Raw genomic sequence first — 15203 nt, 5'->3', positions numbered from 1 at the left:
ATATCTAATATCCATGCCAATGTCTACTAGATTTTAAAGTTTTCTTCGCTCACGCCTTCGTTAACTTTAATTACTTCAAATTCGATATCGAATGACTGTGGTCCAACTGATTGTGTTATCAATTTTGGAAATTTAATCCCATTAACTTCAGTATACTCTTTTACAAGTGTAACAGAATTACCTTGTGGAGTTTCACTTATTTCTTTAAGCTTTAATCCAGACTCACGGCTAAAGAATGCTGTTTTTGCTTTTCCAAGTGGATTTACAATTTTCACCTTAAAAACATCCTCACCTTCAACGTTATCTACTCCCAGCAATTCCAATTTAAAACCTAATTCAGCATATTGCGTTTCAGGAAAAATAATTGCTTCAGCCTTCATATTCTCAAGCATCTCACCTTCGATATTCTGCTCTCCCATTGGGCTAATAGCTTTTGCTGCCTCACCATTACAAACCTGCTTCGATACCAAGTTTCCTTGCATATATGTTTCAACACAAGTTTTATTCGGACGACTATTGAAAAGTTTCATGTTCAAAGCCATACCTTGAATACTCATTTTTCCTTCCATCATATAGCTGTCAACCGCATTAACAGCTTCAGCTCCACCCATGGCATCAACATAATCAGCTACTACTTTCTCGGCAGTTAAACCTGCAGGTAGTGGCATTGATTTTACAACTTCGCCATAATAATTATACATTACTACTTCGCCATCTTTAGCAAAAGGCTTAAGTGTCGATTTCATAGCAGGTACATCACCCACAGCTAATATTAAAGCATTATCAGGCGTAATATACTTATCAGCCATCGCTTTAACATCTTCCAAGGTTACTGCATTCAACTTTTCAAGATACGTTTCGTAATAGTCTTCTGGTAAGTTGTATTTCTGAATGTTTAATGCAAAACGAGCTACTGTTGATGGAGATTCCAATGAACGAGAAAAGCTACCTGTCATTGAATTCAATACCAAATTCAATTCTTCTTCAGTTGCAATATCAGAACGTAAACCGTTCATTTCAAACAAAATTTCAGTAACGGTACTATCGGTTACACTTGTTCTTACTTGCGTTGAAGCATTAAATGAACCAACCAACTCATCGGTACTCAACGATGAATAAGCACCATAAGTCCAGGCTTTATCCTCACGAAGATTTTGAGTTAGTCTACCGTTCATTCCACTACCTAAGATAGCATTCATCACCTTTGCTTTAATAGCATCAGGATGACCTGGTTTCATATCCACATTATATGTAACAACAACAGTTGACTGAGTTGCGCCATCTTTATTAGATACAGCTAAGAATGGCTTATCCAAATTCTTTGGGTATTCATACTTGTGAGTTGGCACTTCTTTTTCTTCCCACTTTGCGAAATACTTCTTGGTTTGTTTCTTTGCTTCTTTTAAAGTTATATCACCCACAATAACAAGGTAAGCAACATTTGGTCGGAAATAAGTTTCGTAATAGTTTTTACAATCCTCAACAGTTATGTTTTCAACTGTTGCTTCAGTCATAATTTCGCCATAAGGGTGTTTATCTCCGTATAGAATTGCGTCAGAAACATTTCCAGCAATAGCCTTAGGATCATCTTTTTGAGAAGTAATACCTGTTAATGTTTGTTTGATTGACTTTTCTAATTCTTCCTGTGGAAACACAGGGTTATACAGGACGTCTGTCATAAGGCCCAATAAAACATCAGAGTGCTTTTTCAAAGAGCTGGCATAAATACCACCTGAGTGAGTTGTAACCGAACCTCCAATAAAATCAATGGCCTCATCTATTTCAGCTTTTGTTTTTGTTGTTGTTCCCGAACGCATTAAATCACCTGCCATAGAAACATAACCAACTTTATCACCTTCTAAAACAGGATCAATATCTAATGATAAAGTATACGACACAACTGGTACATTGTGGTTTTCAACAACAAAAACTTTCAAACCATTCTTTAGTTCAAATGACTTTGCTTTGCCAATATTAATTTTTGGAGCAGGTCCTGCTTCCGGCATTTGGCTGCGGTCAAGCTGCGCTTGAGTTGAAAGAGCAACCAAAAGGGTTAAGAATAAAAATAATGTTTTCTTCATCGAAATATATTTTGAAACTCTCTTATTACTGTTTGAGAGTATTTATCTTTTAATACAATATGAATTTATCAAACAACTATTGTTGTTGCGATTTTGGTAAATAATATAATACTACACGATTATCTTCTACCAAATACTTTTGAGCTACACGTTGAATATCTTCGCGAGAAACTGCTAAATACTTATCCAACTCAGTGTTAATCATGTTCGTATTTTTGAAGTAAGTATAGTAGCGAGCCAAACTATTCGCACGAGTCGCAACTTTCATATTACCCTTTACAATATCATTTTCATACTGATTCTTCAACTTCTGAAATTCTCTTTCCGAAATCAATTCGTCGCGCACCTTTGCTATTTCAGCATCAATTGCGTTTTCTAAATCTTTGCACTCAACTCCCATATTTGGCAAGGCATAAGCAAGCGTTACAGAAGGCTCATTAAATGGCATGGCAAAACTACCTGCCTGAAGTGCCATTTGTTGCTCATCAACCAATGATTTATACATACGCGAGCTTTGACCTTTTGACAATAAGGTGCCTAACATATCTAATGCATAATAATCATCTGTTCCCATTGCTGGTGTACGATATGCTTGTAGAATAAGTGGTAGTTGTACATTGTCATAAATAGTGTCGCGAACTTCACCATTCAGGTCAGGCTCAACAATTAATTCACGAGCTAGGTCATGCTTTCCTGTTGGTATGTCAGCGAAATACTTTTTTACTAATTGCTTAGCTGATTCCATTTCAATATCACCAGCTAAAACTAGTACAGCGTTGTTTGGCACATAGAATTTCTCATAAAACATTTGAAACTCTTCATCCTTAGCAGCTCTAATGTGATCAGGATCACCAATAACTTGCCAACGATAAGGGTGAACTTTAAATGCACGTTTCATAGTTTCCTGCATAATAGTTCCGTAAGGTTGGTTATCAGTTGTCTGTTTCTTTTCTTCAATCACTACACCTTTTTGAGTAGCAATACCAACTGAATCAACCTTTGCATGCAACATACGCTCCGACTCTAACCACAAACCTAATTCTAACTGGTTCGATGGCATAATCTCGTAATAATACGTACGGTCATTTGAGGTATTTGCATTCAGTGTTCCTCCAGCGTTCTGCACAATCTTAAAATACTGACCACGATCAATATTCTCGGTACCTTCAAACATTAGGTGCTCAAAGAAATGGGCAAATCCAGTACGAGACGGATCTTCGTGTTTTGAACCCACGTTGTACATTACCGAAACGGTAACATTAGGAGTACTTTTGTCTTGGTGAAGGATAACATGTAAGCCATTATCCAAATCGAATTCTTCAAAGTTAATTTTGTTCAATTGGGCATTAACTGACCCAAAACCGGCTACTAGGAAAGTAAAAGCCAGCAGTAAAAAACAATTCTTCATAAACTATTTACTTGGTTTAAAGTGATAATTTAATTTTCGCGTCTTATATCAATATATAGGCCGAAAAAGTTTGTTTATTAACTTTCAATCACTTAACAATCTTAACTAACATATTATTCTGTTCTATTTCGAACAAACACGTGTACGTAATCGTGCATAACGAACACTAAAATTAATTTTACTTTTTTTTCATCCACTTCACACATTTTGATTACTTACTACTATTTTTGTAACAAAGCGCATTTCAATGAGATTGATTCGAATTGTTCAGTGGAGTATAATTTTTGCATTCGCTGCGATATATAGTTGTAGCAATAGTAGTATTTGTTTATCGAACCAGCATGCCGTGCAAACCAGCTTTATGGCAGCACACGTAGATAGTGAAAACGATACTACTTTAAACGGCATTACCGTACATGGATTAAATAACGATTCTCTTTTGCATGATAGTGCAAGTGTACAAGAGATGTATTTGCCAATGGATTTAAATCGGGATACAACAGAATTTATTATACAAGAAGAACTTAAGGTTGGTGAAGCAATTATTACCACCAAAGATACTTTGGTTTTTGTGTACGACAAAGATTTACAATACGTATCAGGTGATTGCGGAATGACATTTAACCTGATTCTGGATACCGTTATTTATACCACTAATATTGTGGATTCCGTTCGTATCAGCTATCCCAATGTTAATTATGGAGAAAATTTAGAAAATGTTAAAATTTATATTGAGCCTTAGTTTGTTTTTTACTTTCACTACACTTGTAGCTCAGGAAGAAACAGAGGAAAAAGTAAAAGAACCAAAAGATCCGGGCTTAGCCATTGGTATTAATATTGGTACTTTTATTATAAAAGCTATTGAACCAGAAAGATTTGGTTTAGAAGCAACTGCGCGTTATAAATTTAATCGTAAGTGGTTTGCCGTTGGCGAAGTAGGCTACGAAAAAGTAGATTTACAAAACGACCCCTTTTCATATACTTCTGATGGGTCTTTCATGCGTTTGGGTGCAGACTACAATATATTCAAAGTAGAAGAAATTGGTAACAACGATAATTTGATACTAGGTCTGCGTTATGGAGTTGCTGTGCAAGAACAGGAAAACACCCGATTCACAGTAAAGGATGGTTATTGGGGAAATTATACTGGTGCTTTAGGAAAGGGTATCACCTCAAGTCATTGGGCTGAATTCGTATTTGGTTTACGTTCTGAGGTTTTGAAAAATTTCTACATGGGATGGACCGTCAGGGTACGAAGGCTGCTTAACTTAAGTAATGAAAATCAGATTGAACCCTATGCCATACCAGGGTATGGAAGTCGTGACAATACCACAAACCTATCTTTTACCTACAACCTAGAGTACCATATTCCATTTAAAAAGAAATAAATGAATGCCTATGCCTGATATGACCATAGCTAATAAGACTTTTAGCAACAACTCATGGCAAAGTATTTTGGAAGAGATAAAGGAAGAAGTTGCTCCACTTTTATCACAAGGACAAGTTGCAGCTTACATTCCTGAATTAGGGCGCGTTGATAAAAACAAGTTCGGCATGGCTGTTCGCCTAATTAATGGCGACTTATTCGAAATTGGAGATAGTAAAACTAACTTTTCGGTACAAAGTATATCAAAGGTTTTTACTTTAACCAAGGCCTTCTCAATTCTCAAAGATGAGTTATGGAAACGCGTTGGAAAAGAACCATCAGGTAATCCTTTTAATTCACTCATACAACTCGAAAGAGAGAACGGAAAGCCACGTAACCCATTTATTAATGCAGGTGCTATTGTGGTAGCCGATTGCATTGCCAATAATTACGATGACCCATTAAATTACATGATTCGTTTTATTCGCGAATTAGCCGATAACAAAAATTTGAAGCTTAACGTTAACGTCTTTCAGTCGGAGAAAAAAACGGGTCACAGAAATGCAGCTCTGGCTCATTTTATGAAAAGTTATGGCAATATACAATCCGAAGTAGGTGATGTGCTTGACTTATACTTTGGTCACTGCTCACTGGAATTGAATTGTGTTGATCTCAGTAATGCATTTCTATATTTAGCAAATCACGGAACACATCCAATATCGGGAAAAACCTATTTAAGCGCGAGCCAGGCAAAACGCTTAAATGCCTTATTATTAACTTGTGGCACTTACGATGCAGCAGGTGATTTTGCATTTAAAGTAGGCATGCCAGGTAAAAGTGGTGTTGGTGGTGGTATTGCAGCTATAATACCCGGACTCTTATCAATTAGTGTTTGGAGCCCGGGACTAGACAAACACGGCAATTCGCTTGCTGGTGTAAAAGCACTTGAGTTATTCACGACTAAAACAGGTATTTCAATCTTCTAAAACAATTAACCATGATTATTGCTAAAACCTTTAAATCACTAAGTCATTTTATACTTCGATACGGACTTGCCATCGTTTTTATTTGGTTAGGTTTACTAAAATTCAAAAATACGGAAGCTGATTATCTGAATGATATTCTTAAAAACTCAAGCCTCTTTTCCTGGCTTTTAAAATACATTACTGCCTATACTTTTACTTTAGTGTTAGCCTATCTTCAAATGATTATTGGCATTTTATTAATGCTAAAACCTGTCTCGAAAAAACTTAGTTTTATAGGGGCAATAATAGCTGTGATAATATTAACAATAAGTGTGTCAACATTATTTACTTCGGGTCATGTATGGCAATCTGGATACGGGTTTCCGGAACTATCAAAATTGGGTCAAAGCATATTAAAAGACATTATTTTGTTGGGAGCCGCCGCATGGTGCGTTGGCGATTCGGCTTAAAAATAAGTTAAAGAACAAAACAATATTTTACATGAAACGAACATGCAAATTTCAATTATTCATTCCGCACACAGGAGAATCGTGGGATCAACGAAGTCAATGATTGAAACTTCATGAGAGTTCCATCCCGATAGCAATCGAGGGTCGGGAGGCAAAAATTATAAAATTACAAACAGATGAAAGACATATGTGTATTTTGCGCTTCCAGCTCAAAAGTTGATACTGCCTACACAGAAGAAGCGACAGCACTGGGGAAGGTTTTAGTTGAAAATAATTATGGTCTGAAATATGGAGGCGGTGCTGTTGGTCTTATGGGCGCTGTTGCCAATAAGGTACTCGAACATAAAGGTAAGGTAACAGGTGTCATTCCTCATTTTATGGTGGAAGTAGAATGGGAACACAAAGGTGTTAGCAACATGATTCATGTGAATACCATGGCTGAAAGAAAGGCTTTAATGATAGAAGATGTTGAAGCAATTGTTGTACTACCTGGTGGAACCGGAACGTTTGAAGAATTATTTGAAGTGCTTTCACTTAAAAAACTAGGTCAATTTCAGCAACCAATAATTTTGGTTAATACCAAACAGTTTTTCGATCCTTTGGTAGCTATGCTACACAAAATGATTGACGAAAACTTTATGAGAAAAGAGCACGAGGCGTTGTGGCATTTAGTTGACAAAGCATCTGATGTTCCAATGGCCATTCGTCAGATTCCTAAATGGGACAATGATGCAATCAAGTTTGCTGCAGTATGATAGCCATTACCAATATTAATGTGCCCTTGTATTAATGAGTAAGTTAAGGAATTGAATTCAACACTCACGTCATGAAACAATTGCAATAATCATAACTAAGACATCCTTTTTACTATTTTTGCGTAAATACTATTTGAATGAGCTTGCAGAATACGATATCAACTCCACAAAATGAAACATCAACTCCAACTTTGCAGTTGAGTAAGGATAGTTTGAACCTTGGAAATTCGTTTCGTACGCACATTATGCAAATAGATATGGAGAAACCCGCTCACCTGTCTCAAACGAATACTTACAAACCCGTTCCTAAACTCAAATATCAGTTTCTGTCTCATGAAGATTCAATTTTTTTAAACCTGATTCAGGCGGATGAAGGTATTTTCCAAAATACGCTTGACCACTCAATCAGCGTACAATCTTCCGAAGAGTTTGTTGAAGAGGAAGCAATCACCATCAAGAATACAAGCAATCATACTAACGATACCAGCTCAGCTGAAATAGTAAAAATTGAAAAGCCATCTCAACGATTAAGCGAAACAACTTTAAAAACAAATGCAGTTAAATCTCGCAAGTCCAATGCTTTTACCGATTCAAAAGATTGGCTGTCTGGTTTTATTCTATTAACGCTAATAATAGCAGGTTTAGTGAAAATAAGTGCCGGAAAGTATATCAATGAGATTTTTTCTGCCGTTCGATATCAACAATCTGCCAGTAAGCTTTTTTCAAGTTTTAACCTACAAAATCAAAAACCGGGGTGGGCCTTATCTACACTATTTGTGCTAACCAGCTCCTTATTAATATTTGAATACACCCTAATTTTTGGAAAAACTCCAAGCAGCTTTTCTAAGCATGTATTTTTACTTGCAATTATTGGTGGCGTATTACTTTATTTTGGAATCAAGACCATCTTGTATCGAATTGTTTCATTCATTTTTGAAACCTCCGCTGATACAAATGAATACATCTTTAATGCAGATATTTTGAGTAAAGCTTTTGGAATTACACTTTTACCAATCGTTAGTGTCATTCCTTTTGTAGATTATTTAACGAGCACATATCTTCTGAAAGCTGGGCTGGCACTCTTTCTTATCATGTATACCATTCAGTTGTTAAGAGGTGTTAAAATTATTTTACGCTCTCCGCTTTCAATATTTTATATGTTTTTGTACTTTTGTGCGCTAGAAATTTTACCCTTGTCAATACTTATCAAGCTATTGATATTGTAGTGACAATTCAAGTGAGGACAAAGGTGTAGTTGAATTTAAATTGTAAAACATTGAAGATTAAAAGAATACTGGTTTCACAACCCAAACCCTCAACCCCAAAATCTCCGTATTTTGATTTGGCTGATAAGAGCAATGTAAAAGTTGATTTCAGGCCATTTATTCAGGTAGAAGCTGTTCCTGCGAAAGAATTTAGAACTCAGAAGGTAAATCTATTAGATCATACAGCGGTTATTTTTACGAGTCGTACTGCCATTGATCACTATTTTAGAATTGCTGAAGAAATGCGTGTTACAGTTCCAGATACGATGAAGTATTTCTGTATTTCAGAAGCTACAGCATTTTATCTTCAGAAATACATTGTTTATCGTAAGCGAAAAATCTTTCATTCAACAGGTCGTTTCCCTGACTTAATTGATGTTGTTAAAAAGCACAAAGATGAAACATACTTAGTGCCTCTTTCTGACATTCATAAGCAAGAGATTCCAACCTTATTGAATAAGTCGAAGGTTAAATATTCGAAAGCCATTCTTTACAAAACAGTTAGTAGCGACTTAAGCGATCTAAAAGATGTAAATTATGATATTTTGGTATTTTTCAGCCCTTCAGGTATAACATCGCTTTTGCAAAATTTCCCTGATTTTGAGCAAAACGATACCAAAATTGCATCATTCGGACCAGCTACTGCTAAGGCCGTTAAAGATGCTGGCTTGCGTTTAGATATTCAAGCACCAATGCCACAAGCGCCATCAATGACTATGGCACTTGAGCAATTTATCAAGCAGTTCAATAAAGGACAGAAATAATATTTATCCCATCATCGGGAGACATCCTTCTTGCCTCTGGTAAGAAGGATTGTTTTTTTAAACCAATATTAGGATGAGCGAAAGAAGATTTTCCTTTAAGAAGAAAGAGCACCTTTGCAGTGAAATTGCAATTGATATGCTTTTTTCAAAAGGAAAATCATTTGTAAAATACCCCTTTCGCATTACCTACCTACCCGTAACAAGCGAATACACAAAGGTTGAAGCACAATTATTAATCTCGGTTCCTAAAAAACGCTTTAAAAGAGCGGTGAAACGAAATTTGATAAAACGCAAAATACGTGAAGCATACCGCCTTAATAAACACTTGCTTGTTGATGAATTAAAGGCAAATAACAAACAACTTATGCTTGCTTTTATTTATCTTCCTACCGAAATTTTAAACACTGCCGATTTTGAAAAAGGCATGCAAAAAGGATTAAAACAACTTGTTTTAAAAACCTGTTCTAATGAAGAACCAAAATAAAATACCTTTTTACCTACTACCATTTCATTGGTTAAAAGCTGGCTTGGTAGCTTTATTAATTCTTCCCATCAAACTTTATCAATGGTTTTTATCACCTATACTTGGTGCCTCTTGTCGATACACTCCTACTTGTTCTGCCTATACAATTGAAGCCTTAAAAAAGCATGGTCCTTTTAAAGGAACTTACTTAGCCATAAAGCGCATTATTAGTTGTAACCCTTGGGGCGGACATGGACACGACCCCGTTCCTTAATAAAAAGTTGACCTCATTTTTGTTATTCTTATTCAACTTAACTTTCTTGCATTACAGATAGTTAAACATTAATGTACCAGAAATTTTAAATTACTATGAAAAACCTATTGCTAATATTCGGCTTTCTTTTTGCTATATCTACCATAAATGCTCAACAAGCCGATAAAATACTGGGCACCTGGCTTACACAAGATGGTGATTCTAAAGTAACAATTTCAAAAAATGCAGATAAGCAATACGATGGAGCTATAGTTTGGCTTAAAGAACCCAAAAGAGAGAGTGGCGAAAATAAACTGGATGATAAAAATCCGGACGAAAAGCTTCAGAAGAGACCCATAATGGGTTTAAATCTGCTTCAAGGATTTTCGTACGATGAAGACGACGAGGAATGGATAGATGGTACTATCTACGACCCCAAAAGCGGCAGCACTTATAAATGTCTTATGTGGTTCGACGATAATGAGGACACACTCATAGTAAAAGGCTACATTGGTGTATCCATCATTGGTAAAAAAGTAACTTGGAAGAGGGTGAAATAAATCAATCATATTCAAACAACTAAAATAACTCTTGTCTTTTCCAGGCAGGAGTTTTTTGTTTATGATTTTATTACAAATCTTCCTAAACACTTTTCTAAAATAACATTTAAGCGTAATTTTATCATCACAGCTTAATCTATAATTCTATGCTTTTAAAAAGTATCAATCCTGCCAACGGCGAAATCATTCGCGAATACGAAGAGTTTCATTGGGATGATGTTGCCGAAACCATCGAAGCCAATTACCTGGCTTTTCACAGTTGGAAAAAAACACCCATATCAGAACGTGCTAAGCTTCTCAGAAAAGCAACTGAAGTTTTACGTGATAAAAAAGAAGGTTTGGCCTTCAATATTACGGTTGAGATGGGTAAAAACATAAAAGAATCGCGGGCCGAAGTTGAAAAATGCGCCTTGGTATGTGAATATTATTCCGATAACGGTAGCAAATTTCTCGAGCGCGAAATAATTGAAACCGATGCAACAGAATCATATGCCTCACTCCAACCACTCGGCCCGGTATTGGCCATCATGCCATGGAATTTTCCGTTGTGGCAAGTATTTCGTTTTGCAGCTCCTGCCCTTATGGCCGGAAATGTTGGCCTACTAAAACATGCTTCAAACGTGCCAGCTTGTGCCTTGGCCATCGAAGAGGTTTTTGTTGAAGCAGGTTTTCCTAAGGATGTATTCCGAACCCTATTAATACGCAGCAATAAAGTAGAACGTATTATCGCTGATAAACGGATAAAAGCAGTCACACTAACCGGAAGTACACCCGCGGGTAAAGAAGTTGCTGCTACAGCCGGAAAACACCTCAAAAAATGCGTTCTCGAATTAGGTGGTAGCGATCCATATATCATACTAGAAGATGCCGACATTGAAAAAGCGGTGGATGCTTGTGTTGCTGGCCGGGTTTTAAATGCCGGCCAAAGCTGCATTGGCGCTAAACGTTTCATTATAGTGGAATCTGTATACGATGCTTTTACCGAGTTATTCGTTGATAAAATGCGAAACATAAGTCTTGGTGATCCAATAGATGAAAACAAGCAAATGGGACCATTGGCCAGGTTTAATTTACGCGAAGATCTTCATATGCAGGTTGAAAACAGTATAAATAAAGGAGCAAAACTTCTTACGGGTGGATACATTCCACAGCGAGACGGAGCTTTTTATCCTGCAACCGTTCTTGGCGATGTGCAAGCTGGTATGGCGGCTTATCACGAAGAATTATTTGGCCCGGTAGCATCACTAATTAAGGCTAAGGATGAAGCAGATGCCATTCGAATTGCGAACGATAGTATATTTGGATTGGGAGCTGCAGTCTTTACCCAGGATGTTTCACGTGGCAAACGTATTGCCGAAGAAGAGATGGATGCCGGTTGCTGTTTTGTCAATGATTTTGTTCGATCTGATCCACGCTTGCCTTTTGGTGGTGTTAAAGAAAGTGGCTTTGGACGCGAATTATCACATTACGGCATGAAGGAATTCATGAATATTAAAGGTATCTGGATTAAGTAATGGAATATAAAAAAGCTTTACATAAAGCTGCCGTTTTATGCTCGCAACAGGAACGGTGTGTTTCCGACATTCGAAAAAAACTAGTAAATTGGGAACTCTCGGTTGAAGAATGTGATGAAGCTATTGACTATTTGATATCTGAAAAGTACCTTGATGATGGCAGGTATAGTCAGTTTTTTGTTCGGGATAAATTTAGGTTTAACGGATGGGGTCGAACCAAAATTAAGTACCAACTCAAACAAAAAGATATTTCCTCTTTTATAATCGAAGACGCATTAGAGGAAATTAATGAAAAAGAGTACCTCGAAAAATTGGCAGAATTATTGCAAGTTAAAATGCGCCAATTACGAAACAAAGATCCATGGAAAGCAAAGGCTTCAATGGTACGCTTTGCTCAATCAAGAGGATACGAGTCTCATTTAATTTTCACTTGCATTGAGAGACTACTTGCATCATCCGATTGAAAATCACTGATTTGAATTGAACATTGATGTATGTAAACAGTTATTATTACTAATCCATGCTTACTGTAAGAAATTTTTAACCGATGAAAAACTTAACTTACCTATTAACTCTAGTTGTATTATTCTCACTCCCTTTTACAAGCGATGCAAAAAGAAAACCAGACTGGGTAAAGCAACGCCCCAATGATCCCACTTACTTTATTGGAATTGGCATGACTGCCAAAGAAGGAAGCGAAGTAGAATATCGCCGCAATGCACGTAATGTGGCATTAAAGCAAATGAGCAGTGAAATAAAAGTGACCATTTCATCCAACTCGGTATTACGAAAAATTGAAACAGATAACGATTTTAAGGAAGCTTACGAAAGTAAGGTTGAAACTTCGGTACTTGAAACCTTAGAAGGCTACGAAGTTATTACCTGGGAAGATCGTAAGGAATATTGGGTAATGGCCCGCCTTTCGAAGGAGCGTTATGCACGGATGAAAGAAATGAAATTGGATAAGGCAAAAATGATGGCAGGTTCATTTATAATGGATGCAAAAAAAGCCATTGCTGTTAACGATGCTTTTTCAGCTTTAAACTATTTATCGAAGGCGGCTGGAAGTTTGCGCGACCACCTTGAAGACGACCTAACATATAAGACCGTAGACGGAACGTATAATGTGGGTACCGAAGTATTTAGTACAATTCAAGATGTATTCAGACGTACCGAACTACTGCCTGTACAACCCGGTTATCAAATTCAGTTTTCAAAACAATTACAAGTACCAATAGGTGTGAATGCGCTATTTGTATCAAATAATGGCGAAAAAGTTGCTTTAACAGGCTTTCCTTTGGCGTTTCACTTTTCTAAGGGTGAAGGTTTATTGTCATCGCAAGCCAAAACCAATTTAGATGGTTATGCTGGTGTATCCATTACGCGCCTGATATCCAAACGTAAGGTTCAGGAAATTACCGCCACTTTTGACTTTAGCCATGCCATTGATAACGAAACAGATGAAGAATTAAAAAAACTTCTTCAGGTATTCTTTCCTGCGAAACAAATGCCTACTACTGCCATTAAGTTGGAAGTCCAAAAGTCGAAAGCCTATTTAATTACCGAAGAAAAAGTATTTGGCGAAGAGAATGATAAAGGCGCTTTCTCAAGCATGATTAAAACAGAACTCAACAACAACTTTTTTACCTTCACTCAAAATAAGGAAGATTCAGATTTTATTGTAAAAATCAGCTCCAACTTTGTTTCTGGAGATAAACGTAAAGGTCAGGGTTACGAGGTATACCTTGTGTTTGCTGACTTTAGCATTACCATAACAGATACAAAATCTCAAACCGAAATTTTCGCAGATGAACTCTCTGGTATTCGCGGAATGCGTCCTGGTAATCATGAATATGCTCTTAAGGATTCGCGAACCAAGCTAATTGAGCAATTTAAGAAGGAAATAGAGCCTCGTTTGGAGCAGGTCGACATGTAGTGCAATATAAACACAGAAGTTGATGAGCGCTTTAAAAATGCTATTTATCACCCTTGGACTTTTAGGTATAATACACGTTGAGGCACAAAGTTCAAAATCGCGAATAAACGCGCAGGAGTTTCACCAAAAACTTAATGAAAATAAAGGCGCCATTATTATTGATGCGCGCCCTTCTTTTAAATTCGCAGAAGACAGAATTAGGGATGCTATACTTGCTGAGGATCAAAAAACCTTAGAATTGCTCATTCAAGATTTGCCAAAACATGATCCAATATTTGTTTACTGCCAAATTGGTGATCGATCTAAAAAAGCACTAAAGGTGATGAAGAACTCAGGCTTCACGGAGGTATATGAACTCAAAGATGGCTTAGTAACCTGGATTGAAGCAGGTTTACCATTGGATACAATAAAACTAAATAGGTAAACTCAATCGTCTTGTCAAGTATTTCATCTATAAAGATGTCCTTCATACAAAACAACACTAAACCCAATTACCATGAAAGTAACAAAAGATCAAATCAATCGTTTTTTTAGTTCTGGTGTAATTACAATTGTTGGCGTTAGTCGGAACGAAAAGAAGTTTGGTAGAATGGTATTCAACAATTTAAAAAAGAATGGCTATCAGGTCATTCCTGTTAATCCAAATATAGATGAGATTGATGGACAAACTTGTTATAAAAACATCAAACAAATACCCGAAAAAATTGAAAGCCTCTTAATCATTTCTCAAAAATCAAAAACAAATGAATTATTAAGAGAAGCACTTGAATTGGAAATTGAGAACATCTGGGTTCAAAAAGAATCTTGTACAAAGGAACTTGTTCAAATCGCTGAAGAAGCTGGTCAACAGATTATTCATAACGAGTGCATTTTTATGTATGCGCCTCCGGTAAAAGGTATTCACAAGTTTCACAGATCAATAGTTGGTTTATTTGGTCAACTTCCCAAATAATTTATTAATTATCCGAAGCAAACCACTCGGCAAAACTATTGGCCGTTTCGTTCAACTTTAAACTGAGTAATTCAATTCCTTGAGGTAAACGTTTCTTAATACGTTCGGCAAAATCAACTAGCATATTCTCACAGGTTGGCTGATAACTAACAAGCTCAAAGCGTTCACTCATTTGTGGTAATGATAACAATTGTTCCGACGGTGCTTTATCACTTATTACAATTGAATGATCTAGTCGGTCTACAATTTCTTCGTTAACAATTCGCTTCAAATCACCAAAATCCATTACCATTCCTAGTTTAGGATTGTTTTCATCCGTAAGAGGTTCGCCAATAACAGTTACAGCCAATATATAAGAGTGCCCATGAATATTACGACATAAACCATCGTAGTTCCATAAAGCATGCGCCATTTCAAATCTAAACTCCTTTGTTAATCTAATCTTTGCCAT

Annotated in this window: 18 protein-coding genes; 15 read left to right on the top strand and 3 right to left on the bottom strand. The window is 36.6% G+C overall.

The genetic code is table 11. The annotated features are described in order from the left end of the window. Positions 1-26 precede the first annotated feature (26 nt). Both ACRD7B_RS03610 and ACRD7B_RS03605 read right to left on the bottom strand, forming a co-directional pair. On the bottom strand, positions 27-2081 hold the full coding sequence (locus tag ACRD7B_RS03610; protein WP_430823104.1) for a M16 family metallopeptidase: 2055 nt from the start codon (positions 2079-2081) through the stop codon (positions 27-29). A 76-nt stretch (positions 2082-2157) separates the two neighbouring features. Continuing rightward, the gene (locus tag ACRD7B_RS03605; protein ID WP_430823103.1) at positions 2158-3489 is read right to left on the bottom strand and encodes a M16 family metallopeptidase; all 1332 of its coding nucleotides are present in this window, start codon (positions 3487-3489) and stop codon (positions 2158-2160) included. A 247-nt stretch (positions 3490-3736) separates the two neighbouring features. Here ACRD7B_RS03605 and ACRD7B_RS03600 point away from each other — a divergent pair, with 247 nt between their 5' ends. The 15 genes from ACRD7B_RS03600 (at position 3737) to ACRD7B_RS03530 (ending at position 14752) form a co-directional block, all read left to right on the top strand. Further along, the gene (locus tag ACRD7B_RS03600; protein WP_430823102.1) at positions 3737-4231 is read left to right on the top strand and encodes a DUF6452 family protein; all 495 of its coding nucleotides are present in this window, start codon (positions 3737-3739) and stop codon (positions 4229-4231) included. After that, positions 4206-4877, top strand: a complete 672-nt coding sequence (locus ACRD7B_RS03595) for a DUF6048 family protein (protein ID WP_430823101.1) — start codon at positions 4206-4208, stop codon at positions 4875-4877. Before ACRD7B_RS03600 ends, ACRD7B_RS03595 begins: the two co-directional genes overlap by 26 nt. Positions 4878-4887: 10 nt before the next feature. After that, complete coding sequence (locus ACRD7B_RS03590; RefSeq protein ID WP_430823100.1) at positions 4888-5841, top strand: glutaminase; 954 nt, start codon at positions 4888-4890, stop codon at positions 5839-5841. A gap of 11 nt (positions 5842-5852) precedes the next feature. Then, the gene (locus ACRD7B_RS03585; RefSeq protein ID WP_430823099.1) at positions 5853-6290 is read left to right on the top strand and encodes a DUF417 family protein; all 438 of its coding nucleotides are present in this window, start codon (positions 5853-5855) and stop codon (positions 6288-6290) included. A gap of 176 nt (positions 6291-6466) precedes the next feature. Further along, entirely contained in the window at positions 6467-7045 is a 579-nt protein-coding gene (locus ACRD7B_RS03580; RefSeq protein ID WP_430823098.1) for an LOG family protein, read from the top strand. Between the two features lie 137 nt (positions 7046-7182). Next, complete coding sequence (locus ACRD7B_RS03575; RefSeq protein WP_430823097.1) at positions 7183-8271, top strand: DUF4271 domain-containing protein; 1089 nt, start codon at positions 7183-7185, stop codon at positions 8269-8271. A 50-nt stretch (positions 8272-8321) separates the two neighbouring features. Beyond that, a complete protein-coding gene (locus tag ACRD7B_RS03570; protein WP_430823096.1) occupies positions 8322-9074 on the top strand; it encodes a uroporphyrinogen-III synthase in 753 nt (250 codons plus the stop codon). Between the two features lie 73 nt (positions 9075-9147). Further along, entirely contained in the window at positions 9148-9558 is a 411-nt protein-coding gene (rnpA, locus tag ACRD7B_RS03565; RefSeq protein ID WP_430823095.1) for a ribonuclease P protein component, read from the top strand. Then, positions 9542-9811: a membrane protein insertion efficiency factor YidD gene (yidD, locus tag ACRD7B_RS03560; protein ID WP_430823094.1), complete on the top strand. Its 270-nt coding sequence runs from the start codon at positions 9542-9544 to the stop codon at positions 9809-9811. The genes rnpA and yidD overlap by 17 nt, the downstream gene beginning before the upstream one ends. Positions 9812-9906: 95 nt before the next feature. After that, a complete protein-coding gene (locus ACRD7B_RS03555; RefSeq protein WP_430823093.1) occupies positions 9907-10350 on the top strand; it encodes a DUF2147 domain-containing protein in 444 nt (147 codons plus the stop codon). A 146-nt stretch (positions 10351-10496) separates the two neighbouring features. Beyond that, positions 10497-11864 (top strand): NAD-dependent succinate-semialdehyde dehydrogenase, encoded by a 1368-nt coding sequence (locus ACRD7B_RS03550; RefSeq protein ID WP_430823092.1) that lies wholly within the window; start codon positions 10497-10499, stop codon positions 11862-11864. Then, on the top strand, positions 11864-12328 hold the full coding sequence (locus tag ACRD7B_RS03545) for a regulatory protein RecX (RefSeq protein ID WP_430823091.1): 465 nt from the start codon (positions 11864-11866) through the stop codon (positions 12326-12328). Before ACRD7B_RS03550 ends, ACRD7B_RS03545 begins: the two co-directional genes overlap by 1 nt. An 83-nt stretch (positions 12329-12411) precedes the next feature. Then, the gene (locus tag ACRD7B_RS03540; protein ID WP_430823090.1) at positions 12412-13800 is read left to right on the top strand and encodes an LPP20 family lipoprotein; all 1389 of its coding nucleotides are present in this window, start codon (positions 12412-12414) and stop codon (positions 13798-13800) included. Positions 13801-13822: 22 nt separating this feature from the next. Continuing rightward, entirely contained in the window at positions 13823-14224 is a 402-nt protein-coding gene (locus ACRD7B_RS03535; protein WP_430823089.1) for a rhodanese-like domain-containing protein, read from the top strand. A gap of 72 nt (positions 14225-14296) precedes the next feature. Further along, positions 14297-14752: a CoA-binding protein gene (locus ACRD7B_RS03530; RefSeq protein WP_430823088.1), complete on the top strand. Its 456-nt coding sequence runs from the start codon at positions 14297-14299 to the stop codon at positions 14750-14752. Between the two features lie 4 nt (positions 14753-14756). On the opposite strand, the gene ACRD7B_RS03525 is transcribed toward ACRD7B_RS03530, so the two are convergent. Continuing rightward, on the bottom strand, positions 14757-15203 hold the full coding sequence (locus tag ACRD7B_RS03525; protein ID WP_430823087.1) for a 6-pyruvoyl trahydropterin synthase family protein: 447 nt from the start codon (positions 15201-15203) through the stop codon (positions 14757-14759).

Source organism: Carboxylicivirga fragile (genome assembly GCF_050589805.1).
Lineage (GTDB): Bacteria > Bacteroidota > Bacteroidia > Bacteroidales > Marinilabiliaceae > Carboxylicivirga > Carboxylicivirga fragile.
The sequence above is the reverse complement of the archived record's forward strand: the minus strand, read 5'-3'. Positions and strand labels throughout refer to the sequence as shown.

What these genes read in the sequence shown, in the direction of transcription:
- ACRD7B_RS03550 (WP_430823092.1), top strand. Translation starts at nt 10,497, where the DNA reads ATGCTTTTAAAAAGTATCAATCCTGCCAACGGCGAAATCATTCGCGAA.
- ACRD7B_RS03530 (WP_430823088.1), top strand. Translation starts at nt 14,297, where the DNA reads ATGAAAGTAACAAAAGATCAAATCAATCGTTTTTTTAGTTCTGGTGTA.
- ACRD7B_RS03610 (WP_430823104.1), bottom strand. Translation starts at nt 2,081, where the DNA reads ATGAAGAAAACATTATTTTTATTCTTAACCCTTTTGGTTGCTCTTTCA.
- ACRD7B_RS03595 (WP_430823101.1), top strand. Translation starts at nt 4,206, where the DNA reads ATGTTAAAATTTATATTGAGCCTTAGTTTGTTTTTTACTTTCACTACA.
- ACRD7B_RS03580 (WP_430823098.1), top strand. Translation starts at nt 6,467, where the DNA reads ATGAAAGACATATGTGTATTTTGCGCTTCCAGCTCAAAAGTTGATACT.
- ACRD7B_RS03525 (WP_430823087.1), bottom strand. Translation starts at nt 15,203, where the DNA reads ATGGCAAAGATTAGATTAACAAAGGAGTTTAGATTTGAAATGGCGCAT.
- ACRD7B_RS03575 (WP_430823097.1), top strand. Translation starts at nt 7,183, where the DNA reads ATGAGCTTGCAGAATACGATATCAACTCCACAAAATGAAACATCAACT.
- ACRD7B_RS03535 (WP_430823089.1), top strand. Translation starts at nt 13,823, where the DNA reads ATGAGCGCTTTAAAAATGCTATTTATCACCCTTGGACTTTTAGGTATA.
- ACRD7B_RS03585 (WP_430823099.1), top strand. Translation starts at nt 5,853, where the DNA reads ATGATTATTGCTAAAACCTTTAAATCACTAAGTCATTTTATACTTCGA.
- ACRD7B_RS03605 (WP_430823103.1), bottom strand. Translation starts at nt 3,489, where the DNA reads ATGAAGAATTGTTTTTTACTGCTGGCTTTTACTTTCCTAGTAGCCGGT.
- rnpA (WP_430823095.1), top strand. Translation starts at nt 9,148, where the DNA reads ATGAGCGAAAGAAGATTTTCCTTTAAGAAGAAAGAGCACCTTTGCAGT.
- ACRD7B_RS03540 (WP_430823090.1), top strand. Translation starts at nt 12,412, where the DNA reads ATGAAAAACTTAACTTACCTATTAACTCTAGTTGTATTATTCTCACTC.
- ACRD7B_RS03590 (WP_430823100.1), top strand. Translation starts at nt 4,888, where the DNA reads ATGCCTGATATGACCATAGCTAATAAGACTTTTAGCAACAACTCATGG.
- ACRD7B_RS03555 (WP_430823093.1), top strand. Translation starts at nt 9,907, where the DNA reads ATGAAAAACCTATTGCTAATATTCGGCTTTCTTTTTGCTATATCTACC.
- ACRD7B_RS03545 (WP_430823091.1), top strand. Translation starts at nt 11,864, where the DNA reads ATGGAATATAAAAAAGCTTTACATAAAGCTGCCGTTTTATGCTCGCAA.
- ACRD7B_RS03600 (WP_430823102.1), top strand. Translation starts at nt 3,737, where the DNA reads ATGAGATTGATTCGAATTGTTCAGTGGAGTATAATTTTTGCATTCGCT.
- yidD (WP_430823094.1), top strand. Translation starts at nt 9,542, where the DNA reads ATGAAGAACCAAAATAAAATACCTTTTTACCTACTACCATTTCATTGG.